Source organism: Vibrio fluvialis (assembly GCF_900460245.1).
GTDB lineage: Bacteria > Pseudomonadota > Gammaproteobacteria > Enterobacterales > Vibrionaceae > Vibrio > Vibrio fluvialis.
The window spans coordinates 590895-616707 of sequence record NZ_UHIP01000001.1 but is presented as its reverse complement, the minus strand read 5'-3'; the positions used below and the strand labels follow the sequence as shown (position 1 = coordinate 616707).

Here is a 25813-nt window from a genome sequence, read left to right as displayed (position 1 = left end):
CACGCGCAAGAAGACCAGCCAGACAGCGAGTAAATAAGCGCTGCTGAGCAACAAAAAAGGAGGCTGAATGCCTCCTTTTCTTTTTATTATCCCTAAATAATCAAGCCATTACTTCTTCGGCATGTTGAGCTGCATTTCCGGTATCGCCTCTTTGCTGGCGCGCAGTTTGCGTCTGATAAACCAGCCTATCAGCACCAGAACCAGCACAACCACGTTACCGATCGCGATATACATGATGCTACGCTGACGCGCTTCTTCGCGCATCTGAATCATCAATTTTTCCTGCGCAATCTTACGCTGCTTGGCCGCTTCTTCTTCCTGCATACGACGCGTGGTTTCAATATCAATTTCGTCCACCACCCCGTAGGTGTGCTCTTTGATAGGGAAGTATAGCGGGCGCTGCGTCGCCAGATCGGTGGCGTACAACTTACCATACCAAGAGTAATTACCCAGTTCGCCAGTGTAAGGCACAGTCAGCGCCACTTTGAGCGAATCTTTATCCGCCTGACCTTCGGTCACGTATTGGGCTTTCTCCGGATTGGAGTGCTCCACATGGGCAGCGAGTGATCCAGGCTGAATCATGCCCTGCTCGCCACTGAAGATAATCTGGTGTGGCTGACCATCTTCACGCGACTGAATAAAAGTGGTGGAAATCGGACTTGGATAGACCAGCACTTCCTGCTCTTGAGCGCGCAAAAATACGCCATTACCGGAGGTAATTCGTACGCGATATTTTCCCGGTTCTGGCGTGATCGGCAGCGCGACAGTGAAGACACCATCGCCCGGCTTTTCATCCAGCCCTTGCCCGTCATCGGCAAACTCACCGATCACCATCGGCACCGGACGCGCTTCTTTCACCAACTGGTCTTCGTTTTCGACGTATTTGGTGAAGGTCACCTTCAGGTTGACGCGGTCAAGAAAATCGCGCAGTAGCAGCGGCTTATTATCGGAAGTCAGGCGCGCGGTGTATTTGATTTCTTCGCCCTGATAAAGACGATTAGGAAAGGCATCTGCCGATAGCTGTAAATGAGAGATCAGCTTGATGTTGTTCTTGGGCGAAACTTTTCCGACGGCCTGCCATGGGCCCGGCATTGGATTATCGATGGAAATGATATCCATCGACGACTCTTCATACCAACGCACATTATCCGGGCTACGCCAGGCGTAATATTTCTTGCCATCCGGACGCACAAGCACCACAGGCTGAGAATTCTTCTCCCGGTAGACGACAAACGTAATCTGAGAGATGGTCGGGTCGACACGGAACCGGTTATCCAACAGGGACATACTTGACTCATTGCTGGCAAATACGCCCGTACAGAGCAGCAATCCCCATAAAGCCAATCCCATCCTCAACATAGTTTCTCCTACTGACGCCAGAGGCAAGTGCCACTTTTTTCTACAATATCCAGACGATCCTGGTGTGCTTGTATTTCATCGGCCGTAGCGCGTAAAACCTTTAGCGCTTTTCGTCCTTGCGATGCACGTTTTATCGCCCCCGCTCCCACTCCGCTCTCCTGCGACCCGGCAGAAAACTGTAGCGACGTCTGACCACCGGTCATCAGCAGATAAACATCCGCCAGAATCTCGGCATCGAGCAATGCCCCGTGCAGAGTACGATGTGAGTTGTCGATACCGTAACGTTCACACAATATGTCGAGGTTGTTGCGCTTGCCCGGGAAGATTTTCTTCGCCATGGCCAGCGTATCGGTCACCTTACACAACTGATCCGTTTTCGGCGCCTGAGTACTCAGTTTACTGAATTCATAATCCATAAAGCCGACGTCGAAGGGCGCGTTGTGTGCGACCAATTCCGCGCCGCGGATGAAGTCGAGAAACTCGTCGTGCACATCCTTATATTCCGGCTTATCAACCAGAAATTCATCTGTAATACCATGAACTTCGATCGCTTCCGCCTGAATGGGGCGGTCTGGCTTCAGATAGACGTGAAAGTGACGTCCGGTCAGCTTACGGTTGATGATTTCCACCGCACCGATCTCAATGATGCGGTGACCTTCGTAGTGCGGGCCGCCTTCGAGGTTCATACCCGTGGTTTCGGTATCGAGAACCACGATGCGACTGTATTCAGAATTGTTGCTAGTATTCATTAGGATATGTGTGTCAGACTATGCCAATTGTGTGCGAAACCCAATAGTATCAAATAATCATGAAGAAACAGGTGGAAATTTTCACTGATGGTTCTTGTTTAGGCAACCCGGGACCGGGTGGCTATGGCGTTGTCATGCGCTACAAACAAGTCGAGAAAACCCTGGCGAAAGGCTACCGCCTGACCACCAATAACCGCATGGAAATGATGGCGGCTGTTGTGGCGTTAAGAACACTCAAAGAGCCGTGCCATGTCATTCTGACCACCGATAGCCAGTACGTGCGCCAAGGCATTACGCAGTGGATTCACAACTGGAAGAAACGTGGTTGGAAAACAGCCGACAAAAAACCGGTGAAAAATGCCGATTTATGGCAGGCATTGGATATAGAAACCGCCCGTCATCAGGTGGAATGGCACTGGGTCAAAGGTCACGCTGGTCATCGTGAAAACGAAATGTGTGACGAATTGGCGCGCGCGGCGGCAGAAAACCCAACCGAAGACGACGTTGGCTACCAACCTGAAAACTGAGGCTACTTAGAACTGGTTTTCGACTGCGAACCAGATTTCACCCGATAATTAAGCCCGACTGGTGACAAACGTCGTTTGATACGCCAGTGAGGCTTGATTGGCTTTAGTGGATAAGTCCGCTTACGGGCGACAATAAAGTACAGGCTGCCAAACGGCGCGCCGCACTCACCCAAGCTATTTTCCAGCCAGGTCCACAAAGGGCGATATTTCTGCATCGGAAACAGCGCATACTGGTCACATTCAATTACCTGATAATTCAGCACTCCCAGCCAGTCTTTAATCCGGCTGGGGGTAAACATACGTCCGCTCCAGGGCAGATTGTGTTTCCGCCACGGCATCAAACTCGCCAATCCGGTTAAGCTGATCGGATTAAATCCGGTCACAATAATGTAGCCATCATCAATCAACACCCTGTCGACTTCCCGCAATATACGGTGCGGATCGTTACAGTAATCCAGCTGATGCGCGACAATCACTGCATCAATGCTTTTTTCCAGAAACGGCAAGTCATACGCATCGGCTATCACGTTGTGCAAAGGGTTCTGGATATCGAGCTGAACTTGGTGTTGAATATTACAATTACAACTGACGAGTTCGCAGCTCAGGCCACCCAGTTTCAGCATATGATAACCGAACAATTTCGGGCACCATTCATCGAGCCGGGTTTGAATCGACTCACTGACCCATTGGCCGTTTTTCAATTGAGACCAGGAATGGGGTTTCTCAAGTTTTTTTTCACTGCGTGCTGGTTTCATTGCTAACTCGCTTCACCACGGTGACCGGAGATAACTCATGTTACATATCAAAAGCATACCCGCATTTAATGATAATTACATCTGGCTGATTCAAAATAGCGATCGCCGTTGTGCCGTGGTCGATCCGGGAGATGCAACACCAGTGTTGGACTACTTGTCCCAGCATGAACTGACACTGGAAGCCATTCTGATCACCCATCATCACAACGACCACATCGGTGGCGTACCGGAACTGGTGCGACAATATCCGAATGTCGATGTGGTTGGCCCGTCTCAGGAACCGATTCCAACCCTGACTCACCCGGTTGATGCGGGCGATCAAATCGAGTTGTTTGACGAGCGTTTTATGGTGCTGGGGTTGCCGGGGCACACACTCGGCCACATCGGTTATGTCGGTGACGGAAAGCTGTTCTGTGGTGATGTACTGTTCTCTGCCGGTTGTGGTCGCGTGTTTGAAGGCACCATGGAGCAAATGTTTACGTCGCTGAGCAAACTGGTTGCCCTGCCAGAGGAGACCGAGGTCTATTGCGCGCACGAATACACCGCCAGCAACGTCGCATTTGCGATGGCGGTTGAGCCGGATAATGAACAGTTACAAATTTATCGTGATGAAGTGATTCGACTGCGTGGGCAAGGTCACTCTACCCTGCCAAGCACCTTGCGACGCGAAAAATGGGTCAACCCATTCCTGAGAACGCAGGAACCGAGCATCATGAAGTCTGTCGCCAACCGCACCGAGCAAACGGATGCGTTATCAATATTTACCGCATTACGTGAGTGGAAGAACGAATTTTGACGTTTTCTTGCTTGTCATGTCATTAATACGGAAAGTATTATCACCAGCCAAGAATAAAAAAGGCTGTCTTACATGCGAGTACAATTCAGCTGGGTAATTGCACTACTATTAGCCGGATGCCAACTTACCCAGCCCTTGAGTCAAAATACATCAGAGACCAACGAGGAAAACACCCCAGCACCCCAAGTGACAACACCGACCAAAACGAAAAAAACACCGGTCGTTGTCCAGCCAAAAGTGCTGACTCCTCAGGAACAACAAGACGTATGGCAACGCATTGCCATGCAGCTTCAGCTCCCGATCCCGGAAGACAAAACCGTCGACTACTACCGGACGTGGTACATCAAACACCCAGGTCATTTGGAAACCGTCGCCAAGCGCGCCGAACCTTTTCTGTATCTGATCACAGAGAAAATCGAACAACGCAATCTGCCACTCGAACTGGCACTGCTGCCAATTGTTGAGAGCGCCTTTGATGCTTTTGCTTATTCGCACGGCAGCGCTGCGGGGTTATGGCAGTTCGTTCCGGGCACCGGAAAAATGTACGGACTGGAACAAAACTTCTGGTACGACGGCCGCCGCGATGTGGATGCCGCCACCGATGCCGCGCTTGATTACCTGACGTACCTCAGCAACCGTTTTGACGGCGACTGGTACAACGCCATCGCGGCTTATAACAGCGGTGGAGGCCGAGTTTCCAGTGCCATTCGCAAAAACACCAGTCAGGGTAAGCCGACCGATTTCTTCTCGCTTGATTTACCCCAAGAGACCAGTGGTTATGTGCCGAAACTGCTCGCGCTTGCAGACATCATTGCCAATCAGGAACGTTATGGTGTCTCACTTCCTGCGATTGCCAATAAACCAGTGCTGAAATTGGTGGATCCGGACGAGCAGTTGGATCTGGCGATCGCAGCCAATTACGCCGGTATCAGCGTGAAGGAGCTGCAAAGCTACAATCCGGCTTACAACCAATGGGCAACTGCACCAGACGGACCTTTCCAACTGCTGCTGCCCATCGACAAGGTCGAGCGTTTTGAGCAGCAAGTCGAAGCCAACCGTGGCAAAGGCATGAAGCTGGTACGGTACAAAGTACAAAACGGTGATACGCTGAGTGTGATTGCAACGAAACACTCCACGACCACCAAAGTGATTCAGACCGCCAACAATCTGTCCGGCACCTCAATTCGCGTCGGTCAGTACCTCATGATTCCCACCTCCGTCAAAGATGAGAAAGCCTATGCGCTGAGCGCGAGCAATCGTCTGGCCAAGACTCAATCATTGGCGCGCGGAAAATACAAACTCACGCATACCGTACGCCCGGGTGACAGTCTGTGGACCATCGCTCGAGCCAACAATGTCTCCCATCAGGCCTTAGCCAAATGGAACGGAATGGGCCCGCGTGACACGCTGCGTGTTGGACAAAAACTGGTGATTTGGAAAGACAGCACCGATGGTGCCATCATCCGTACCGTGTTTTATCAGGTACGTAATGGCGATACGCTGAGTGACATTGCGGCACGCTTTAGCGTCAAAACGCACGATATCGTCAAATGGAATGATCTGGCCAACCAGAAGTATCTTAAGCCGGGTCAGAAACTGAAACTGTACGTCGATGTGACTAAGGTCAGTGTATGAAACCTTCCGCAAACCCGCTCATTATGTTGGTGGACATTTTCCGTTCACCGAGCGATTGTTTCGCCGCGCTCTACCAGCGCGGTATGTGGGGCTGGCAAACCTACATTGTACTCATGATCACGCCATTCCTGTTCTGGGGCGCGTACTTTGACAATGTCAGCTTTGACTGGCTCAAGCAAGGGCTGGAAGCTCAGTTGGCAACTACCAACCCGGCGCAGTTAGCCCTGCTGGAACCCAACACGCTGATGGCAAGTGAAATCATCAGTGATATCGTCAGCCGCACGCTGACGATTCTGGTCTTAGCCTTGTGGTTTCGTTTGGCAACTAAGCCTGTGCAACCGGCAATGGGCTTTTGGAAATGGTTTGCCGCCAGTACGGTGGTGATTTTTCCGGCAGTACTCGGCGATCTGGCCAGCTACGCCAGTTTGATCCTCAAGCACGGTCAGGTGATGAATTATGCGGCTGACCTCAACAGTCTTAACGGCCTGCTCAAACTGCCTCTCACCAGTGACTGGTCGCAGTTTGCCAGTGCATTTCCGCTCTTACTGCCATGGTATATCGTGCTGGGTTATGCGGCAGTCGGTACCTGGACACCGTTAGAGCGCGGTCAGGCACTCGTGATAGCTACTCTGCCGTGGATTGCCTTCTACCTTATCTGGGCGCTCTATATCCTGATAAGCTGAACTCAAGTAACAATGGATTATGATCAGAAGCGTCCGATTCGGGCGCTTTTGCTTTTTTCAGCGTCAGTTGTTTGTAAAACACATGATCGAGCGGCAAACCGTTAATAAATCGCGCGCGATTATCCGGGCTAAAAATCGCTTCTTTCATTGCCAAAGCACTGAGTGCCTCCGCCAGCACCTGAGTCCGCTTTTCACTCCAGCTATTAAAGTCGCCGGCAACAATCACCGGCCCTTTGTGCTGGCGCAACTCCTTAATCAGCGCGCTGAGCTGCTCACGATACTCTTCTGTGCCATAAGCAAAATTGACCGCATGCAGATTAACCACCGCCAGTGTTTGCCCGTTACTCAGCGCGTACAGCGCATAGATACCGGATTTCGGCAAACGCAGCCACGGCTCCATTTCAGTGTAACCACAGGCCAGTTGCGGCATGCTGCGCGATAAATTCAAAACCCCGGCAGATTCCCCCAGCACCTGAAATGCATTCACCCGAGTTCCTGCCCAGTTGTGCTCCGCTATCCAGCGTTGCAGTGCGGCAGTCATGCTCGCTTCTTGCAGCAACACCAACTGCGCATCGCGACTAAAGCGGCTCAGTTCTGAGTCCCAGTGCTCACGGTTCTGCTTATAAATGTTCCACACCACCAGCTTAAGCGTGCCGTTCTCATCAAGGGCTGTGGGCTGCGGATCGTGATAGCACACTAACGGCTGATTTTCGTTGTTCTCACCGAGCGCAAACAGCTGTGGCTGTGCAGGCACAGTAAACACCAGCGAAAAACTCACCACCGTTAACAAAATCAGTGAAAGCGGCAATAACCAGAGAAGACGTTTTCTCATCAGCAGCAGAACTCCGTCAATCGACAACGAGCCAACGATAGCACCGGGAAAATATCTGGCTCAAGCAAAACCCGCCTAAATCCGGTCAACAGAAAGAAAAAAGGAGCCAAAGCTCCTTATTTTTTTAATCACGTTTTAGATTAGATCGCGTCTTCATCTTCTTCGCCGGTTCGAATACGAATAACACGCTCGACGTCAGTGATGAAGATTTTACCGTCGCCAATCTTACCGGTCTGGGCTGTCTCAATGATGGTGTCGACGCATTGGTCTGCCACATCTTCGTTCACGACGATTTCTAGTTTCACTTTTGGCAGGAAGTCGACCATGTATTCCGCACCGCGGTACAGTTCAGTGTGGCCTTTTTGACGACCAAATCCTTTCACTTCAGAAACCGTCATACCCGTGATACCAACTTCCGCCAGCGCTTCACGGACATCATCGAGTTTAAATGGCTTGATAATGGCTTCGATTTTTTTCATGTTCATCCCTTAAACTTCGTTTTGTTGCTGGCATTATCTGCTAGCCGTTGTAAACAATCAATAAAAAGCCCAAGCAAGGCTTGGGCTCTCTCACAAACTGTGGTGCAAAAATTATTTCAGGCTAGCAAAATATGCAGCCAGGTTTGCAATGTCATCATCGCTCAACATCGATGCCTGAGCTTGCATCACAGGAGCCAGACCGCCGTTACGCTCTTTGTTTTTGTACGCTTTGATAGCCGTCACGATGTATTGTTCGTTCTGGCCTTTCAGGTTTGGATAACCCGGAATAACCGCGATACCATCTGCACCGTGACACGCTGCGCACACCGCCGATTTTGCTTTCCCTGCTGCCGCATCGCCTGCAACTGCGTTACCTGCTAATAGCGTCAAACCCAACATCATTCCCATTGCGACTTTATTCATTGCTCACCCTTATTTGTCCATAGTGATTATAAGTGTTTATGAATGCGATTTTGGCATGAAAAAACGTCACTTGTCCCAGATGAGTTCACAATCTTGCCCACTGAAGTCACGATCTATAAATAAATTTGCAACCGCTACCACTTTATTCTGATGCATCACAATCGGCGTCCGTCGTCTCAGCCAACTCGGTACCTGATATTCCTGAAACAGTTTCTTTAATTTACGCGAACCCGCTCGGCCAACCGGGCATGCAGACAAACCTTCCGGATTAAAAGTTACCCAGAACGGAGCATCGTCGGCTGGCAAGCGAAGGTTCCCCTGCGCACTTGTCACCAGCATCAGACTGCCCAGATTGTCAGGCAGCCGCAATCGGCACTCGGACAATAGCGGTTGCTGCCAAGCGGACACATCCTGCATCAGTGGCACACAATACAAACGTTGATGGAAACGGCGAATTTCGCACTCGCCCAGTTTGAGTTTGGGATTGGCATCGTCTTCGGCTTGAGCCACTTCGCGCCACAGGACTTCTAATTGCACGCGGCTCGGCATCGGCTGCCCCTGAGATGCCAGCCAGTAACGCAATAATTGGCGGCGCAGTGCATCGCTGTGCGGCAGCAGCGCAGCAACCGACAAACTGTCGTCACTTTGCGTAGCTGCGTTAAGCGCATCGTTAAGCAGTTCAGCCAGTAATTCATCCTGCTCCGCACACAGCTGCGCGCTGCGTTGCACGGCGTGACGGATTCCCGGCCAGCGTTCACTTAACACGGGGGTCACACGGTGACGCAGGAAATTTCGCTCGTAGCGCTCATCCTGATTACTTTCATCTTCGACCCATTGCAACTGCTGCTGTCGGGCGAATTGTTCAATCTGCTCCCGGGAAACACTCAATAGCGGGCGCAACAACTGACCGTTTGCAAACGGCGCTTGCTGCGCCATGGATGCCAAGCCTTTCGGACCACTGCCACGTTTCAATGCCAGCAAGAACGTTTCCAATTGATCATCGGCATGCTGACCGAGCAACAGAAGGCGGTTGCTCTCCATGTAGGTTGCCAAAGCTTTATAGCGCGCATCACGAGCCAGCTTTTCAATGCTTTCGCCACTGGCAGTATCCAAGCTGACCCGTTCAATTGAGAGCGGAATGTTAACCGATTTGCACCATTGCTGGCAGCGCTCTGCCCATTCATCAGCATGGCGGCTCAAACCATGATGAACATGGACCGCCTGCACGCTGATGGCACGCTCATTTCGGTAGCGAGCTAAAAGTTCCAGCAACACTCGCGAATCAACGCCACCACTGAAGGCGAGCACAAAATGGCGTGATGATTGAGCATCAAGTAATTGACGAGTATGAGCGTACAAATCCATGGCAATGTCGGTTGAGTATGAAGAACCGTTTGAGTATACCGCAAAGCAGTAACGTAGGTAGCGCAGTACATTGAACCACGCGAAAAACAAAAGGGCCGGACACTGTCCGACCCTCGAGCTAATTGCATGCTGAACTTAGCAGTAACCGTAGTTCATCAGGCGTTGGTAGCGACGCTCCAGCAGCGATTCGTGATCCAGTTGCTCCAGATCCGCCAGCTGACGCAGCAGCGTTGCTTTCATATTTTCTGCCATCTTAACGTGGTCGCGGTGCGCACCACCCAGTGGCTCTTCGATCACTTCGTCGATCAGTTCCAGCTCTTTCAGACGAGGAGCAACCAGACCCATCGCTTCCGCTGCTTGCGGTGCTTTATCCGCATCACGCCACAGAATCGACGCACAACCTTCTGGCGAAATCACTGAGTAAGTGGAGTATTGCAGCATGTTGACGTAGTCACCCACACCGATTGCCAGTGCACCACCTGAACCGCCTTCACCGACAACGTTACAGATCACTGGCACTTTAAGGCCAGCCATCACTTTCAGGTTTTTCGCGATCGCTTCAGACTGGCCACGCTCTTCCGCACCCACCCCCGGGTATGCACCCGCCGTGTCAATAAAGGTGATGATTGGCATGTTGAAACGCTCAGCCATTTCCATCAGACGCAGGGCTTTACGGTAACCTTCAGGTTTTGGCATACCGAAGTTACGTTTTACTTTTTCACGAGTTTCGCGGCCTTTCTGATGACCAATCACCATCACAGGACGACCATCAAGACGCGCCATGCCACCCACGATCGCTTTATCGTCAGCAAACGCACGGTCACCGGCCAGTTCATCGAACTCAGTAAACATGTTGTTGACGTAATCCAGAGTGTAAGGGCGTTGTGGATGGCGAGCCATCTGTGCCACTTGCCATGCACCTAAATCACTGAAAATTTTCTTTTTAAGCTCTAGGCTTTTCTTTTCTAGCTGTTCGATCTCTTTTTCAAGATCTACGGAAGTATCACCGCCATGACGAGACACGTCACGAAGCGCCTGAATCTTAGCTTCCAGTTCTACAATAGGTTTTTCAAATTCTAGAAAATTTAGGCTCATCTACCGATCCTTTTTTACTCAGCTCGCAATGGCGCAGCTGAATTTTAGTTAAATTCGAGTTCTACCTGGTCGTTGCCAAGTAACTGTTTTAATTCGTCTAACAATGTATCGCTTGGAGTCACACGCCATTCAGTGCCTAACGTCAGACGTGCTCGCGCATCAGGGCGCTGGTAGTATACATTGACAGGGACAGTCCCTGCTCGGTGAGGCTCTAAGATCTGACTAAAGCGCTCAAAAAACTGCTCATCAATCTGCGATTGTTCAATCGAGATAGATAAGCCTCGGGCATATTTTTCACGCGCGCTGCCCAAGTCCATGACTTCGCGCGCCGACATTTTAAGGCCACCATTGAAGTCATCAAAGCTGACCTGTCCGGAAATCACCAGAATTTTATCTTTTTCTAACAATTCTGCATACCGATCCAGCGCATCGGAGAACAGCATGACTTCCATTCGGCCACTGCGATCGTCAAGCGTCATCAACCCGATACGGTTGCCGCGCTTGGTGGTCATCACCCGCGCTGCAATCACCAGACCAGCCACCGTCAACGACTGATCGCGACGTGTCGGCGTCGCTTCATTCAATCGACAACTGGTGTACTTATTCAGTTCCTTCAGGTAGGCATTAATGGGATGCCCGGTCAAATAAAGTCCGAGCGTCTCCCGCTCCCCTTCCAGCCAGACTTTCTCCGGCCATTCAGGAACCTGAATGTATTTCTGTTCAACTTCTTCCGGTGCGTCAGTGAGCACACCAAACATGTCTGCCTGACCAAACGCTTCCGCCTGATGGTGCTGGCTTGCCGCTTTCACCGCATCATCCAGCGAAGCCATCATTGCAGCACGATGCGGCCCCAAACGGTCCAGTGCACCAGCCAGAATCAATTTTTCTATCACACGTTTGTTGACCTTCTTAATGTCAATGCGTGCACAGAAATCAAACAAATCTTTAAAGTAACCGCCCTTGTTGCGCGCTTCGAGGATCACTTCAATCGGGCCTTCACCTACCCCTTTAATCGCACCGATACCGTACACAATTGCGCCGGAATCGTCGACATTAAAGCGGTACAGCCCCGAATTGATATCCGGCGGCAATACCTTCAGCCCCATGCGCATGCATTCATCAACCAGGCCCACCACTTTCTCGGTGTTATCCATATCGGCGGTCATTACCGCCGCCATGAACTCAGCCGGATAGTGCGTTTTCAGCCACAGCGTTTGGTACGATACTAAAGCATAGGCTGCTGAGTGCGATTTGTTAAAGCCGTATCCAGCAAATTTCTCTACCAGATCGAAGATTTTCATTGCCAGTTCGCCGTCAACACCGTTGTTTTCGGCACCGGACTGAAACACCTCGCGCTGCTTGGCCATCTCTTCCGGCTTTTTCTTACCCATCGCACGACGCAGCATGTCCGCACCACCAAGCGTATAGCCTGCCAGTACCTGAGCAATCTGCATGACCTGTTCCTGATACAGGATGATGCCGTAGGTTGGCTCCAGAATCTCTTTCAGTGACTCGTGCTGCCACTTTTCATCCGGGTAAGAAATCGCTTCACGACCGTGTTTACGGTCGATAAAGTTGTCCACCATACCTGATTGTAGAGGGCCCGGACGGAACAGGGCCACCAGTGCGATGATGTCTTCAAAACAGTCTGGCTGCAGGCGTTTGATCAGCTCTTTCATGCCGCGCGATTCAAGCTGGAATACCGCGGTGGTTTCCGAATTTTGCAGCACGCGGAATGAGGCCGGATCCGCGAGCGGAATCGATTCGATTCGCACTGGCGGTTCACCCGCTTTTTCACGGCGTGGGTTAATCAAACCCAGCGCCCAGTCAATAATGGTGAGTGTACGCAGACCAAGGAAGTCAAACTTCACTAAGCCAGCATATTCGACGTCGTTCTTGTCGAATTGGGTAACCGGATGGTGACCTTCCGAGTCACAATAGATCGGCGCAAAGTCGGTGATGGCCGTTGGCGAGATCACCACACCACCCGCGTGTTTACCCGCGTTTCGAGTACACCCTTCCAGAATGCGACACATATCGATCAGTTCTTTAACTTCTTCGTCTGCGTCGTAAAGCTCTTGCAGGGCCGGCTCCGCTTTGAATGCTTTTTCCAGCGTCATGCCCGGATCCGGCGGAATCATTTTCGAAATGCGATCCACAAAACCAAACGGATGGCCAAGCACTCGGCCCACATCACGGATAACGGCTTTCGCCGCCATGGTACCGAAGGTGATGATCTGCGATACCGCATCGCGGCCATACATTTCAGCAACGTGATCAATCACCTGATCGCGTTTATCCATGCAGAAGTCGACGTCGAAATCGGGCATCGATACCCGTTCCGGGTTAAGGAAACGTTCGAATAGCAGATCATATTCCAGCGGATCAAGGTCGGTGATTTTCAGCGCGTACGCCACCAGCGAACCCGCGCCAGAGCCTCGCCCTGGCCCCACCGGAATATCATTGTCTTTCGACCACTGGATGAACTCCATTACGATCAGGAAGTAACCGGGGAAGCCCATCTGGTTGATTACCTGAAGTTCGATCTCCAGACGTTCATCGTATGCCGGACGGCGTTCCGCGCGAACAGCCGGATCTGGGAACAGGAACTCCAGACGATCTTCCAGACCTTCGCGCGATTTTTTCACCAGGTATTCGGTTTCAGCCATGCCTTCGGTCGGGAACGCAGGCAGGAAGTACTCCCCCAAACGGACCGTGACGTTACAACGCTTAGCGATTTCAACGCTGTTTTCCAGCGCTTCCGGAATGTCGGCAAACAGCTCGCACATTTCCTCTTCGCTGCGAAGGTACTGTTGCGGGCTGTAGTTTTTCGGACGGCGGGGATCTTCTAAGGTAAAGCCATCGTGGATGGCGACTCGGATTTCGTGCGCATCAAACTGGTCAGGGTCGATAAAGACCACATCGTTGGTTGCCACCACAGGCAGTTCTGCCTGTTCCGCAAGCTCCAACGCAAAGTGAAGATAGCTCTCTTCGTCCGCACGCCCGGTTCGCACCAATTCCAGATAGAAGTTGTCAGCAAAATGGGTCTGATAAAACTCGACGCACTTCTCTACTAGGGCTTGGTTGCCTTTGAGCAGCGCACGGCCAATTTCACCATTTTTACCGCCGGAAAGAATAATCAGTCCTTCGGCGTATGTGAGCAGCCACTCTTTATCGATTACTGGCTGATGTTGCACGTGTCCGCGCAGGTAGGCATCGGAAATCAGTAACGTCAGGTTTTTGTACCCGACGTTATCTTTGGCCAGTACGGTGATACGAGTCAGTTCATCACCAAATTCATCGGAGCGTACAGAAAAGTCAGCACCAACGATCGGCTTGATACCACAACCATGCGCTGTGCCATAAAATTTCACCAAGCCACACAGGTTGGTAAAGTCGGTCAGAGCCATTGCCGGCATGCCCATTGCGGCCACTTTCTTCACCAGTGGCGGCACTTTTGACAGGCCATCAACCATGGAGAAATCACTGTGAATGCGTAAGTGGATGAACTTTGGATCTGACATTCAATTCTGTCCTGGAGTACTGAGATTTGTTACTGGCGGTTATTCTACGTGAATCTGAGCGGAGTTACAGAGCTTATTCCAGCCCAAGTACCCGTTTTACCGGGCCAAAACTCCGACGATGCTGCTCAATGACACCATGTTGCTCAATCGCATCAAAATGCGCTTTGGTGGGATAACCTTTGTGTTTGGCAAAACCAAACTGCGGATAGGCTTTATCCAGCTCTTCCATTTCTTGGTCGCGCACAACTTTGGCAATGATCGAGGCAGCGCTGATCTGTGCCACGCGTAAGTCACCTTTGACCACCGCTTGAGCGTCCATCGGCAGTTGCGGAATCTTATTGCCGTCCACCAGCACTAAGTCTGGCTTGATCGCCAGCCCTTGCACCGCACGCTGCATAGCCAACATGGTCGCCTGAAAGATGTTTAACTCATCAATCTCTTTTGGGCTGCAACGCCCGACCGACCATGCCAGTGCCTTTTCCTGAATTTCCGGCAGCAGCGCCAGACGTTTTTTCTCCGACAATTTTTTTGAATCGTTCAAGCCTTCAATCGGGTTATTCGGATCCAAGATCACCGCCGCGGTGACCACATCGCCGACCAACGGGCCACGGCCCACTTCATCCACTCCGGCAATCAGGTGATAGCCGCCAGGAATTTCAAACGGAGGCAGTTCTTTTTCAGGTTTCTTAGCCATGATGTTTACTATCAGAATCAGTGTTGAATTAAATTAAGCACCGCGTTGGCGGCTTGTTCATCGGCGCCCTTGCGAATCCAGTGATGCATTTCGTCAAATTTTTCCAGCATCTCGCGGTTGTCGCTATCCAGCAGGCGACACACTTCGTGATACAGATTGTCGACCGTGCAATCATCCTGCAACAGCTCTTTCACCAGCTCTTGGTCAGCCAGAATGTTCGGCAGCGACACATATGGCGTTTTCAGCAGACGCTTAGCCAGAAAGGCAGTAATCGCATTGACGCGATAGCCAACCACCATCGGGCGTTTGAGCAACATGCACTCCAGCGCGACCGTGCCCGAAGCCAGCATCACCGCATCCGACGCAGTGATGACATTGCGCGCGGTGTCGTCTACCAGCACAAAATTGAGTTCTGGAGCGTGTTGCTGCCATGCGGCTTCAAACTGTTCACGGCGTTTTGGGTTGACCAGTGCCACTACAAAACCCAGATCCGGGTAACGTTGCTGCAAACGCTGACATGTTTCGATAAACGGTTGCGCCAGCATTTTCATTTCACCACCGCGACTGCCCGGTAGCACTGCCAACCAGCGTTTATTGTTATCGAGACCTAACAGCGCTTGCGCCGCAAGTCGGTCAGATTCAAACGGAATGGCGTCAGCCAGCGTGTGACCGATAAACTCGCAAGGCACATTAAATTTGTCGTAGAACGCTTTTTCAAACGGCAGAAATGCCAGCACCAGATTGGTAGCAGCTTCGATTTTGAAGATACGTTTTTGGCGCCATGCCCACACCGATGGGCTGACGTAGTGGACGGTTTTGATACCCGCTTGTTTCAAGTCGAGTTCCAGGCGCAGGTTGAAATCCGGCGCATCGATACCGACAAACACATCCGGCGGATTGGTAGTGAAGTACTTTACCAACTCCGCTTTCACTTTCAGCAGACGCGGCAGACGGCCCAGCACTTCCACCAGCCCCATCACAGCCAGCTCTTCCATATCAAATAGCGACTGGCAGCCTTGCGCGATCATTTTCGGGCCGCCGATGCCGACAAACTCAGCATTCGGGTAACGAGCCTTGACCGCTTTGATGAAGCCTTCTCCCAACGTGTCGCCGGATAATTCGCCCGCGACGATGCCAATGCGTAATGGTCTATCCACGCCAAACGTCCTCTTTAAGCCTTGATGTGTGTTATGGAAAACCACCTGAAAAAGAGGCTGTCCATAAAACACAAAAGACCGCCCGCTGCCGGGCGATCTTTTATAGGTGCGTATTCAGCAAAGCTTAGCGAATGATGCCACGCTCTGAAGTCTCCAGCATGGTGATGAAGCGCTGAATCGATGGCCATTGCTCTGCCATCTCTTTCAGCACTGGCAACGCTTCCGCCTGAGTTTTACCTGAACGGTAAATCTCTTTGTAGGCTTTTTGCAGTGCACGGATTTCGTCTTTTTCAAAACCGTTACGCTTTAAGCCAACCAGGTTCAGACCGAATGGCGTAGCGTGGTTACCTTGCGCCAATACGTATGCCGGTACGTCTTGAACAACAGCGGAACAGCCACCGATGTAGGCAAATGCCCCTACGGTACAGAACGGATGAATCGCCGACAGCGCCATCACGCCCGCATTGTCTTCCACGGTCACATGACCGCCAAGAATGGCGTTATTGCCGATGTGCGTGTTGTTACCGACAATCACATCGTGTGCAATGTGCGCGTTAACACACAGCAGGTTGTCATCACCGACGACGGTTTGCGCTTTATCCTGCACAGTACCACGATGGATCTGTACCGCTTCACGAATCACGTTGCGATCGCCAACGATCACACGCGTATCTTCGCCGCCGTACTTCTTGTCCTGGTTCTCTTCACCAATCACAGCGTGCGGGAAAATACGGTTATCTTTACCAATCACAGTGTTGCCTTTAATCACAACATGTGACATTACCTCTGTGCCTTCACCAATAGTGACACCAGATGTAATGTAGGTAAACGGCCCAACCGTTACGTTAGCGCCAATCACTGCGCCTTCTTCGACCACCGCCATTGGGTGGATTTGTGCCGTTTCGTGGATCATATTAAAACTCTCTACGTGCGCATTTCAGTTCTGCAGAACACACTACGTCACCATCAACTTTGGCTACGCCGTTGAACAGCGCAATACCGCGACGCTCTTTCAAAAATTCCACTTCAATGATCAGTTGGTCGCCAGGGCCAACCGGTTTGCGGAATTTCGCGTTGTCGATGCTCGCGAAGTAGTACAGTTCATTTTCTTTTGGTGCACCAAAAGTTTTGAATGCCAGCAGGCCAGTAGCCTGAGCCATGGCTTCCAGAATCAGTACGCCAGGGAAAACAGGGAGCTGAGGGAAATGACCGGTAAACTGAGGTTCGTTCACTGAAACATTTTTAAGACCAATCAGGTATTTACCTTCTTCAAAATCTGTCACGCGGTCAATCAGCAAAAATGGATAACGGTGAGGAAGAAGCTCCTGAATTTCAGTGATATTCATCATTTTCTTTTCAGTAGTCAAAGTCATATTCCTATTTATAAATACGTAAAATTGTTTAGGGCATTATAGACGAAAAAGACTCGCACATTGCGAGCCTTTTTGACAAAAACACGGAATTAAGAGTCCGATTTTTGCTCAAGCAGCTTCTCTACCGCTTTCAAACGCTTATTCATTTCGTCGATGCGATGAACACGCGCGGCTGTCTTACGCCATTCTTTGTTGGTTTGCAGCGGAATACCGGAAGAGTACATCCCCTTCTCGTCAATGCTGCGCATGACCATACCCATACCAGTGATGGTAACACCATCGGCAATTTCAATATGGCCATTCACAACAGAAGCACCACCAATGATGCAATATTTACCGATCTTGGTGCTGCCGGCGACAATAGTACCACCGGCCATGGCCGTACCATATCCGATGTGCACGTTGTGCGCGATTTGCATCTGGTTGTCGAGAATGACGTTATCTTCAATCACGGTATCATCCAGCGCGCCACGGTCGATAGTGGTACATGCACCGATTTCAACACGGTTACCGATACGCACAGAACCCAGCTGCGGAATCTTAATCCACTCACCGCGTTCGTTGGCGTAACCGAAACCATCAGAACCAATTACAGTCCCCGACTGAATCAGGCAACGTTCACCCACCACCACATTGTGGTAAATGGTCACGTTCGCCCACAGCTTGGTATGATCGCCCAGCTTGGCATTTTTACCGATAAAGCAGCCAGCACCAATGATCACGTTATCGCCCAGTTCAACACCAGATTCGATCACGGCATTGGCGCCGATTGACACGTTGTTCCCTAACTTAGCGTCGTCAGCCACCACTGCGCTCGGTGCAATACCGCCCGCCGCAGGTGCTGGTGTGGTGTCCAGTGCTTGTGTCACTTTTGCAAACGCCACGTACGGGTCAGCAACAACCAGTACGTTTACCGGACATAAGTCTCGCTCAGAGGCCTTCACCATGATGACGGTCGCTTTACACTCAGCGAGGTGTTTACTGTATTTTGGGTTCGACAGGAAGGTAATGTCCCCTTCCTGTGCGCGATCCATCGGCGCTACACCACTGACAACAGCAGTGCTGTCACCGTGTAGCTCGCCCCCAGTAATCGTTGCCAATTCGGCTAAAGTTAGTGTTGTCATAATGCTTTAATTATTTGATTGTTTTGATTACTTTTTCTGAAATGTCGTACTCAGGCTTGCCGTACTGCATTGCGCTGATATCAACAATCATATCGTAGCCTTCTTTCTCAGCCACTTTCTTCACCGCATCTTGGATCACTTTAAACAGCTTCTGTTTCTCTTCCGATTCACGGCGAGCCGATGCTTGTTCCAGTGCCTGAGCTTTGATTTTGTAAGCGCTGTCCAGTTGACCAATTTCGATACGCAGTTTTTCCACGTCATCCTGACTCATCAGCTCAGAATCACGCTTCAATTTTTCAATTTTCGTTTTTGCATCTGCTTTGATGCTTTGCAGCTCCGCCGCTTTGTCTTTGAATTCATCTTGCATTTTCTTCAGGACAACTTCGCGCTGTGGCAGGGCCTGAAAAACTTGCGCAGTGTTAATGAATCCCACTTTTTGAGCCGCTTCAGCAGCTTGAGCAAAAAATGATGAGCTAAGAACAATAAGGCTAACACCTGCTGCTTTGATGATGTGTTTCAAAATAGTTTCCTCTATTAGAAGGTTCGTCCGATAGTGAAAGTGAAGAATTCTTCGTCGTCACCTTCGTATTTCTTAATAGGTTTCGCCAGAGAGAAGACCAGAGGCCCCATTGGCGACATCCATTGCAACGCTACACCGTACGAAGAACGGTAGTTGGTTGGATCTGAGTAGTCGTAGTAGTATTTGTCACCATAATCTGCCCCGCTGCTGCGGTAGTCAAATTCGGTATCCCAAACACTGGCCATATCGTAGAAAATACTGGTACGAACCTGACTACGCGCTTCATCCGAAGCGAACGGCGTCGGCACAATCAGCTCGACACTGGCCAATGCAATCGCGTTACCACCAACCGAATCATCGGTTGCGGTATCGGTACCATTGTTGGAACCTGAGTAATCACGGTACACCGCTTTTGGACCCGCTGTGTTAGAGCCAAATCCGCGTAATGTTGTAAAACCACCCGCATAGAAGTTTTCATAGAACGGATAGAGGTTATCTTTCCCGTCTGTCTGACCATAACCGTTACCGTAACCCAGGCGGCCACGCAGTAACAGCGTAAACTCATGCTTTTTAGTTAGCGGAACATACTGGCGCACATCGTATTGCAGTTTGAAGTACTTCGCATCCGAACCCGGAACTGTGATTTTGCCCGACGCACGCTGGTAGTTACCAGCCGTTGGGAAGTAACCTTTGTTGAGGTTATTACGCGTCCAGGCAATGTTCATATCGAAATCGTTAGTCAGTAGACTACCGTCTGAATCGATATTGCTCTCTTGAGCTTTAAGGAACTGTTCCACTTGCAGATACGGCGTCAGGTTACCGATCTTGTTGTGCGTGTAACCCACACCAAATTCAAAACGGTTCAGTTCATCGAATGGAAAACCCCAGGTCAGGCTGGTACCGTAGCTTTCGTTGGTATAGTCGACGATGCCCGCTTCCGATGCTTCAAACTGGTTATAGAAAACTTTACCGCCCAGGCTGACACCATCGAGGTTCCAATACGGGTCACGATATTCCAGCGTAATGTTCTTCTGGTAATCGTTCGTGGTCGCGTTGATGCCCACACGGTTACCGCTACCAAGGAAGTTATCCTGAGTCAGACCGACCGTAAAGCTTACGCCCGATTCCGTACCGTAACCGACACCAAAGTTTACGCTGCCTGAGTTCGCTTCTTTCACCGTGTAAACCAGATCGACCTGATCATCGGTACCCGGTACACGAACAGTCTGAACGTCAACGGTTTCGAAATAGCCCAGACGGTTCAGACGCGCCTTACCAGTATCGATAGATTTCGAGTTCAGCCAAGAACCTTCCATCTGGCGCATCTCACGGCGCAGAACTTCGTCACGGGTCGCATTGTTACCGACAAAACGAATATCGCGTACATACATACGCTTACCCGTTTCAACATGCACGACCAGTGACACCTGCTGTGTTTCATCGTCAAATTCAGGAATCGTGCGCACTTGTGGGTACGCATAACCCGCTTCGCCCAGCACACGCTTGACACTTTCTTCCAGTTGAGTCACCGATGAACCACGGTAGGTTTCACCCATTTCAAACGGAATCAGCGACTTAAATTCGTCTTCTTTACCAATCAATTCACCGCGGAACTGAACATCTTTCACCGTATAAGGTTTACCCTCATTGAGATTCATGGTGATGTAGACGCCTTTTTTGTCCGGCGAAATAGCAACTTGCGTTGAATCAACCTGAAACTTCAGGTAACCGCGATCGAGATAGAAAGTGCGCAGTGCTTCGATATCGCCTGCCAACACCTGTTTCTGATATTTGTCGTCCGACAGGAAGTTCCACCACGCGACATCCACTTTCAGATTGAAGCGTGACAACAGCTCCTGATCGGAAAACACTTCGTTGCCAATAAAGTTGATTTGCTGGATTTTAGCCGAGACACCCTCGGTAAAGACAAACTTCAGGTCCGCGCGGTTACGCGGCAGTGGCGTCACCACGGCTTTTACAGTGGCGTTGTATTTACCAACGCTGTAGTAGAAGTCTTCCAGACCTTTTTCAATGTTGCTGAGCTTGGTGCGATCCAATGCTTCACCAACACGGATTCCGGATGCATCAAGGTTTTGCTGCAACTGTTCTTCTTTGATCGCCTTGTTGCCGGAGAAAGAGACGCTCGCAATGGTTGGGCGCTCTTTCACCTGAACGACTAAAGTCTCATCGTCGCGCAGAACTTTAACATCTTCAAAGTTACCCGAGGCATACAAAGCCTTGATGATTTCAGCAACGTCCTGAGAATCAACGGTATCGCCAACACGGACCGGCATTTTTAACAATGCGGCACCCAGAGCAACACGCTGTAACCCTTGAATCTGAATGTCCTGCACAACAAAATTTTCGGCACTATTCGCCGACACGCTTGTTGCGAGCAGCGTCGCGAACAGGATTTTTTTCATTGCCATATTTGTTTTAGTTATTCCTTACTACAACCTTTGCCTAATGCTTATCAATCACAGGCGAGTAAAATCGTTAAATATTGCCACGGCCATCAGAGAGAAGATGATCATACCGCCGATGCGATAACCCATTTCCTGCACTTTTTCCGGAACCGGACGACGAATAATGGCTTCAATCGCGAAAAATAGCAGGTGACCACCGTCCAGCATCGGTAACGGCACCAAGTTAATGATGCCCAAGTTGACGCTGATCAGCGCCAAAAAGCCGAGGAAATAGACCAGACCATAATCCGCCGTTGCACCTGCGCCTTTCGCGATAGAAATGGGGCCGCTCAGGTTATTCAACCCTACATCGCCGACTATCAATTTCTTCAGCATGCTGACGGTCAGATCAATCACCTGGCCAGTTTTTTCAAATGCTTTTCCGAACGATTCAAATACACCAAATTGCAGCTCAAATCGATAACTTTGCGGCCAATCTGCGACTTTAGGTGCGATTCCCGCAAAACCGATCACTTTTCCTTGAGACAGCTTTTTAGCATTAGGGGTTAAAGACAACGACAGCGATTCTTGCTGGCGTTCAATATCAATCACTAATGCCTGGTCAGGATGCGTCTGAATCGCGTCAATCACCTGTTGCCAATCTGTGATCGGCTGGCCATTAATGTGAGTCAACACATCGCCGACCATCAGCCCAGCACGAGCACCAGCGCCTTCAGCCTCTACACTCGTCAGCTCCGCAGAGATTTGCGGTGTAAATGGCTTAAAGCCAAGCGCTCCCATAGCAGACTCTGTTTCAGGATCAAAGTTCCACCCACTGAGGTCAAAAGTTTTGATTTCGTCGACGCCGACACCATTTGGCGATGAAACCGTCACGGTCATACGTTGATCGCCAATATGAGAAATCAGCCCCATATTGACCGATTCCCAATCCGGTGTTTCAGTGCCAGAGACCGCTTTGATTTCCATGCCCGGTTCAAGACCTGCATTGGCGGCAATAGAATACGGCGCAACATTACCCACTACTGGTTTAACGGCAGGTACACCAATCATAAACACTAGCCAGTAGGCAAAGACCGCAAAGAAGAAGTTAAAGGCAGGGCCTGCGCTGACAATAGCAGCTCGCTTCCAGAGCGGCTTTTTATCGAAAGCAAACTGCTGGTCTTGCGGGCTAACGTCATCCACCCGGCCATCGAGCATCTTGACGTAGCCACCCAGAGGAATGATGGAAATACTGTATTCAGTACCATCTTTGCCAAGGCGTTTCCAAATCGACTTACCAAAACCAATCGAAAACTTCTCAACTTTGACGCCACACTTTCTCGCCACCCAGAAATGACCATATTCGTGCACGGCAACCAAAATGCCCAGTGCAACAATAAAGGACACCAGGTTCCACAAAATGCCACTCATAATAATCGCTCTTTCAACTCTTGAGATGCCAGACTACGAGCCATTGTATCGAGCTCAATCAGGCTTTCCAAGGTATAGGAATGTAACGGACTGTTGGTTCCACACACTTTAGACAACACACGTTCATTGATAGTTGCGATATCGGTGAAACGGATCTGACCACGCAGGAAAGCATCCACCGCCACTTCGTTGGCGGCATTCAGAGACGTCGTCGCATGCTGACCTTCATAACAGGCATCAATGGCCAGTTTGAGACACGGATAGCGCGCATAATCCACATCGAGAAACGTCAGTTCACTCAAGCGGGTAAAATCAAGCGGTTTCACTCCGGCATTCACACGCTGAGGATAGGCCATGGTCAAGGCTATCGGTGTTGCCATGTCCTGTTCACCCAACTGGGCTATGACTGAACCATCGCGGTATTGCACCATTGAATGAATCACAGACTGAGGGTGAATCAGCACTTTCAATTGCTCGGGCGCCGCATTGAACAGCCATTTGGCTTCGATAAACTCAAGACCTTTATTCATCATCGTCGCGGAATCGACCGAAATTTTCGGCCCCATTGACCAATTCGGATGTGCAATCGCCTGCTCAGGAGTCACATCTTTCAGTGTTTGAATATCACTGTAACGGAACGGACCACCAGAGCCGGTCAGCAGAATGTGGGACACGCCACTTTGCTGTAAATCACAGCGACCAAGGCGGGTTTGAATTTCGACTGGTAGACACTGAAAAATCGCATTGTGTTCACTGTCGACCGGCATCAGCTCTGCGCCATGCTGTTCAACGGCATCGATAAACAACTGCCCAGACATCACCAATGCTTCTTTGTTCGCCAGCAGTACACGCTTACCCGCTTTTACTGCCGCCATAGTGGGCAGCAACCCGGCCGCACCGACGATCGCGGCCATGACAGTATCAACTTCGTCACACGCGGCAACCTGGCACATTGCGTCCTGGCCAAACATGACCTCAGTCGACAATTGCAAAGCACGAAGCTCGGCCGCGAGCTGCTGCGCAGCGTCAGCGGTTGCCATGACGGCGTACTTCGGTCGCCAGCGCAGACACAAGTCGCGCATTTTGGCGACGTTGCCACCTGCCGCGAGCGCGACCACAGTAAATTGTTCAGGATTCTCTGCAACTACTTTAAGCGTGCTGGCTCCGATTGAACCTGTCGCTCCCAGAATCGTTAATTTACGCATAGCAAAAACCGTCGTGATTGAGTACGGGCAGCCAAATGGCTACCCACACATTAGAACATAAAGTAGAGAAGAGCGAACACAGGGAAGGCCGCAGTCAGGCTGTCAATGCGATCGAGAATGCCGCCATGCCCGGGAATAATATTGCTGCTGTCTTTGATTCCAGAAACACGCTTAAACATGCTCTCAACCAAATCTCCCAGCACAGAGATCACCACCGTCAACAGAATCGTCAGCAGCATGATGCTCAGTGAAGAAAACTCTATCGCAAACCAGTCAGCGAATAACCAGCCAACGATCATCGCCGCAATCACACCGCCAACTAAACCTTCAATAGTTTTGTTCGGACTCACTGCTGGCGCCATTTTGTGTTTACCCAGACTTTTTCCCGAGAAATACGCACCACTGTCCGCGGCCCAGACAATCAAACACACAAATAGAACCAGTTTGGCGCCGTGGTAGAAATCCGTTTCCATCCCTTCTGCACGTAAAAACACTACGCTCCAGAAAAATGGCAGTAACGTCAGTAAACCGAACAAATGGCGCGCAGGATTTGATTCCTCCCACCAACGTCGGGAACGGGGAAAAGTAATGGCGAGAAAACTGGAGTACAGCCACCAGATGGTACCGATAGCCAGAATAGCAAAGTGAGTGCCATTAAGTGTTGCAAGCGACTGAACTGCCGGAGAAATCAGAAAAAAACTCGCACCGCCAACTAAAATAGCCGGCAGCAGAGCAATATAACGCGATGTGTGCTGAACAAATTGGGTCCATTCCCAAAATCCCAATAAAGTCACAACTGCCAAGGCCAGAATAAACCAAGGAAGTGGCAGGAAGAAAATGCCTAAAATGACCAAAGGTGCAAGTATGAGCGCTGTAATTATTCTTTGCTTCAAACTTAGAAATCCTATTTTATGATTCCATCAATGCCTTAACTTGCTCACCGGTACAACCAAATCGGCGCTCACGATTTACAAACCAAGTCACTGCTTCAATTAAACTGTCTTCACCAAATTCTGGCCAGAACACTGGCGTAAAATACATTTCTGCGTAGGCCAGTTGCCACAGCATAAAGTTACTGATCCGGCATTCACCGCTGGTACGAATCAACAGATCCACTTCCGGAATATCAGACATGGTGAGATGTTCGGTGATCAACGCTTCGTCAATCTCTGACGGGTTGATTTCACCACGCGCCACTTTGACCGCGATGTCACGAGCGGCCTGAGTAATGTCCCATTTACCGCCATAGTTCGCGGCAATGTTGACCACTAACCCGGTGTTATTCGCCGTCAGAGCTTCTGCCTGAGCGATCTTCGTTTGTAGACGCTCACTGAAACGGCTCTTATCACCAATAATACGAAGACGTAGGTTGTTCTTGTGCAATTTTTTGACTTCGGTAGACAGAACTGTGATAAACAGCTCCATTAACACACCAACTTCTTCTTCAGGGCGGCGCCAGTTTTCGCTACTGAATGCAAACAGAGTAACGGCTTTGATCCCTAGTTTCGCAGCAGTGGAGATGGTTTTTCGGACAGCGGCTACACCATTTTTATGACCAAAGACACGGGGTTTGCCTTGTGCTTTCGCCCAGCGGCCATTGCCATCCATGATGATTGCAATATGCTGAGGAAGAACATCTGAAGTGAGTTGCGAATTTTGCATAGAGACGTAGTGACGATAAA

Annotated in this window: 24 protein-coding genes; 4 read left to right on the top strand and 20 right to left on the bottom strand. The window is 50.4% G+C overall.

The genetic code is table 11. The features are described 5' to 3' along the window. Positions 1-108: 108 nt before the first annotated feature. Together DYA43_RS02860 and dnaQ are read right to left on the bottom strand one after the other, a co-directional pair. Positions 109-1359, bottom strand: a complete 1251-nt coding sequence (locus tag DYA43_RS02860) for a TIGR03503 family protein (RefSeq protein ID WP_061056211.1) — start codon at positions 1357-1359, stop codon at positions 109-111. Between the two features lie 8 nt (positions 1360-1367). Next, the gene (gene dnaQ / locus DYA43_RS02855; protein ID WP_061056210.1) at positions 1368-2108 is read right to left on the bottom strand and encodes a DNA polymerase III subunit epsilon; all 741 of its coding nucleotides are present in this window, start codon (positions 2106-2108) and stop codon (positions 1368-1370) included. A 59-nt stretch (positions 2109-2167) separates the two neighbouring features. On the opposite strand from dnaQ, the gene rnhA reads away from it, so the two are divergent. Then, the gene (gene rnhA, locus DYA43_RS02850; protein ID WP_020331689.1) at positions 2168-2635 is read left to right on the top strand and encodes a ribonuclease HI; all 468 of its coding nucleotides are present in this window, start codon (positions 2168-2170) and stop codon (positions 2633-2635) included. A gap of 2 nt (positions 2636-2637) precedes the next feature. On the opposite strand, the gene DYA43_RS02845 is transcribed toward rnhA, so the two are convergent. Next, positions 2638-3390 (bottom strand): class I SAM-dependent methyltransferase, encoded by a 753-nt coding sequence (locus DYA43_RS02845; RefSeq protein ID WP_061056209.1) that lies wholly within the window; start codon positions 3388-3390, stop codon positions 2638-2640. Positions 3391-3427: 37 nt separating this feature from the next. On the opposite strand from DYA43_RS02845, the gene gloB reads away from it, so the two are divergent. The 3 genes from gloB to DYA43_RS02830 all read left to right on the top strand — a co-directional run bounded on the left by gloB (position 3428) and on the right by DYA43_RS02830 (position 6504). Continuing rightward, positions 3428-4186: a hydroxyacylglutathione hydrolase gene (gene gloB / locus DYA43_RS02840; protein ID WP_020331687.1), complete on the top strand. Its 759-nt coding sequence runs from the start codon at positions 3428-3430 to the stop codon at positions 4184-4186. Between the two features lie 72 nt (positions 4187-4258). After that, the gene (locus tag DYA43_RS02835) at positions 4259-5821 is read left to right on the top strand and encodes a lytic transglycosylase (RefSeq protein ID WP_024374721.1); all 1563 of its coding nucleotides are present in this window, start codon (positions 4259-4261) and stop codon (positions 5819-5821) included. Continuing rightward, positions 5818-6504, top strand: coding sequence for a YIP1 family protein (locus tag DYA43_RS02830; protein ID WP_020331685.1), 687 nt, complete (start codon positions 5818-5820; stop codon positions 6502-6504). Before DYA43_RS02835 ends, DYA43_RS02830 begins: the two co-directional genes overlap by 4 nt. Here DYA43_RS02830 and DYA43_RS02825 read toward each other — a convergent pair. From DYA43_RS02825 to uppS, 17 genes are all read right to left on the bottom strand, one after another. After that, positions 6473-7336: an endonuclease/exonuclease/phosphatase family protein gene (locus DYA43_RS02825; protein WP_061056208.1), complete on the bottom strand. Its 864-nt coding sequence runs from the start codon at positions 7334-7336 to the stop codon at positions 6473-6475. The two genes, DYA43_RS02830 and DYA43_RS02825, sit on opposite strands and share 32 nt — an antisense overlap. Before the next feature lie 140 nt (positions 7337-7476). After that, positions 7477-7815, bottom strand: a complete 339-nt coding sequence (gene glnB, locus DYA43_RS02820) for a nitrogen regulatory protein P-II (RefSeq protein WP_020331683.1) — start codon at positions 7813-7815, stop codon at positions 7477-7479. A 111-nt stretch (positions 7816-7926) separates the two neighbouring features. Continuing rightward, a complete protein-coding gene (locus tag DYA43_RS02815; protein WP_020331682.1) occupies positions 7927-8238 on the bottom strand; it encodes a c-type cytochrome in 312 nt (103 codons plus the stop codon). Positions 8239-8304: 66 nt separating this feature from the next. Next, positions 8305-9603, bottom strand: a complete 1299-nt coding sequence (gene tilS / locus DYA43_RS02810; RefSeq protein WP_061057186.1) for a tRNA lysidine(34) synthetase TilS — start codon at positions 9601-9603, stop codon at positions 8305-8307. Between the two features lie 135 nt (positions 9604-9738). Continuing rightward, positions 9739-10698, bottom strand: coding sequence for an acetyl-CoA carboxylase carboxyl transferase subunit alpha (gene accA / locus DYA43_RS02805; protein WP_020331678.1), 960 nt, complete (start codon positions 10696-10698; stop codon positions 9739-9741). A 44-nt stretch (positions 10699-10742) separates the two neighbouring features. Then, positions 10743-14222 carry a DNA polymerase III subunit alpha gene (gene dnaE, locus DYA43_RS02800; RefSeq protein WP_061056207.1) on the bottom strand — a complete coding sequence of 1160 codons (3480 nt, stop codon included), beginning with the start codon at positions 14220-14222 and terminating at the stop codon, positions 10743-10745. A gap of 73 nt (positions 14223-14295) precedes the next feature. After that, on the bottom strand, positions 14296-14916 hold the full coding sequence (gene rnhB / locus DYA43_RS02795) for a ribonuclease HII (RefSeq protein WP_032082561.1): 621 nt from the start codon (positions 14914-14916) through the stop codon (positions 14296-14298). 17 nt (positions 14917-14933) lie between these two features. After that, complete coding sequence (lpxB, locus tag DYA43_RS02790) at positions 14934-16073, bottom strand: lipid-A-disaccharide synthase (protein ID WP_061056206.1); 1140 nt, start codon at positions 16071-16073, stop codon at positions 14934-14936. 124 nt (positions 16074-16197) lie between these two features. Continuing rightward, a complete protein-coding gene (gene lpxA / locus DYA43_RS02785) occupies positions 16198-16986 on the bottom strand; it encodes an acyl-ACP--UDP-N-acetylglucosamine O-acyltransferase (RefSeq protein ID WP_020331672.1) in 789 nt (262 codons plus the stop codon). A 1-nt stretch (position 16987) separates the two neighbouring features. Further along, positions 16988-17419: a 3-hydroxyacyl-ACP dehydratase FabZ gene (fabZ, locus tag DYA43_RS02780; RefSeq protein ID WP_004724879.1), complete on the bottom strand. Its 432-nt coding sequence runs from the start codon at positions 17417-17419 to the stop codon at positions 16988-16990. Positions 17420-17535: 116 nt separating this feature from the next. Next, entirely contained in the window at positions 17536-18570 is a 1035-nt protein-coding gene (lpxD, locus tag DYA43_RS02775; RefSeq protein ID WP_061056205.1) for a UDP-3-O-(3-hydroxymyristoyl)glucosamine N-acyltransferase, read from the bottom strand. Positions 18571-18580: 10 nt separating this feature from the next. Further along, positions 18581-19090 carry an OmpH family outer membrane protein gene (locus DYA43_RS02770; protein ID WP_020331670.1) on the bottom strand — a complete coding sequence of 170 codons (510 nt, stop codon included), beginning with the start codon at positions 19088-19090 and terminating at the stop codon, positions 18581-18583. A 14-nt stretch (positions 19091-19104) separates the two neighbouring features. Then, positions 19105-21519 (bottom strand): outer membrane protein assembly factor BamA, encoded by a 2415-nt coding sequence (gene bamA / locus DYA43_RS02765; protein WP_061056204.1) that lies wholly within the window; start codon positions 21517-21519, stop codon positions 19105-19107. Between the two features lie 48 nt (positions 21520-21567). Then, entirely contained in the window at positions 21568-22926 is a 1359-nt protein-coding gene (gene rseP / locus DYA43_RS02760) for a sigma E protease regulator RseP (RefSeq protein WP_020331668.1), read from the bottom strand. Next, entirely contained in the window at positions 22923-24131 is a 1209-nt protein-coding gene (gene ispC, locus DYA43_RS02755) for a 1-deoxy-D-xylulose-5-phosphate reductoisomerase (protein WP_061056203.1), read from the bottom strand. The genes rseP and ispC overlap by 4 nt, the downstream gene beginning before the upstream one ends. A gap of 50 nt (positions 24132-24181) precedes the next feature. Further along, positions 24182-25024 carry a phosphatidate cytidylyltransferase gene (locus DYA43_RS02750; protein ID WP_020331666.1) on the bottom strand — a complete coding sequence of 281 codons (843 nt, stop codon included), beginning with the start codon at positions 25022-25024 and terminating at the stop codon, positions 24182-24184. A 16-nt stretch (positions 25025-25040) separates the two neighbouring features. Then, positions 25041-25793 (bottom strand): polyprenyl diphosphate synthase, encoded by a 753-nt coding sequence (uppS, locus tag DYA43_RS02745; RefSeq protein WP_024373548.1) that lies wholly within the window; start codon positions 25791-25793, stop codon positions 25041-25043. Positions 25794-25813: the final 20 nt, after the last annotated feature.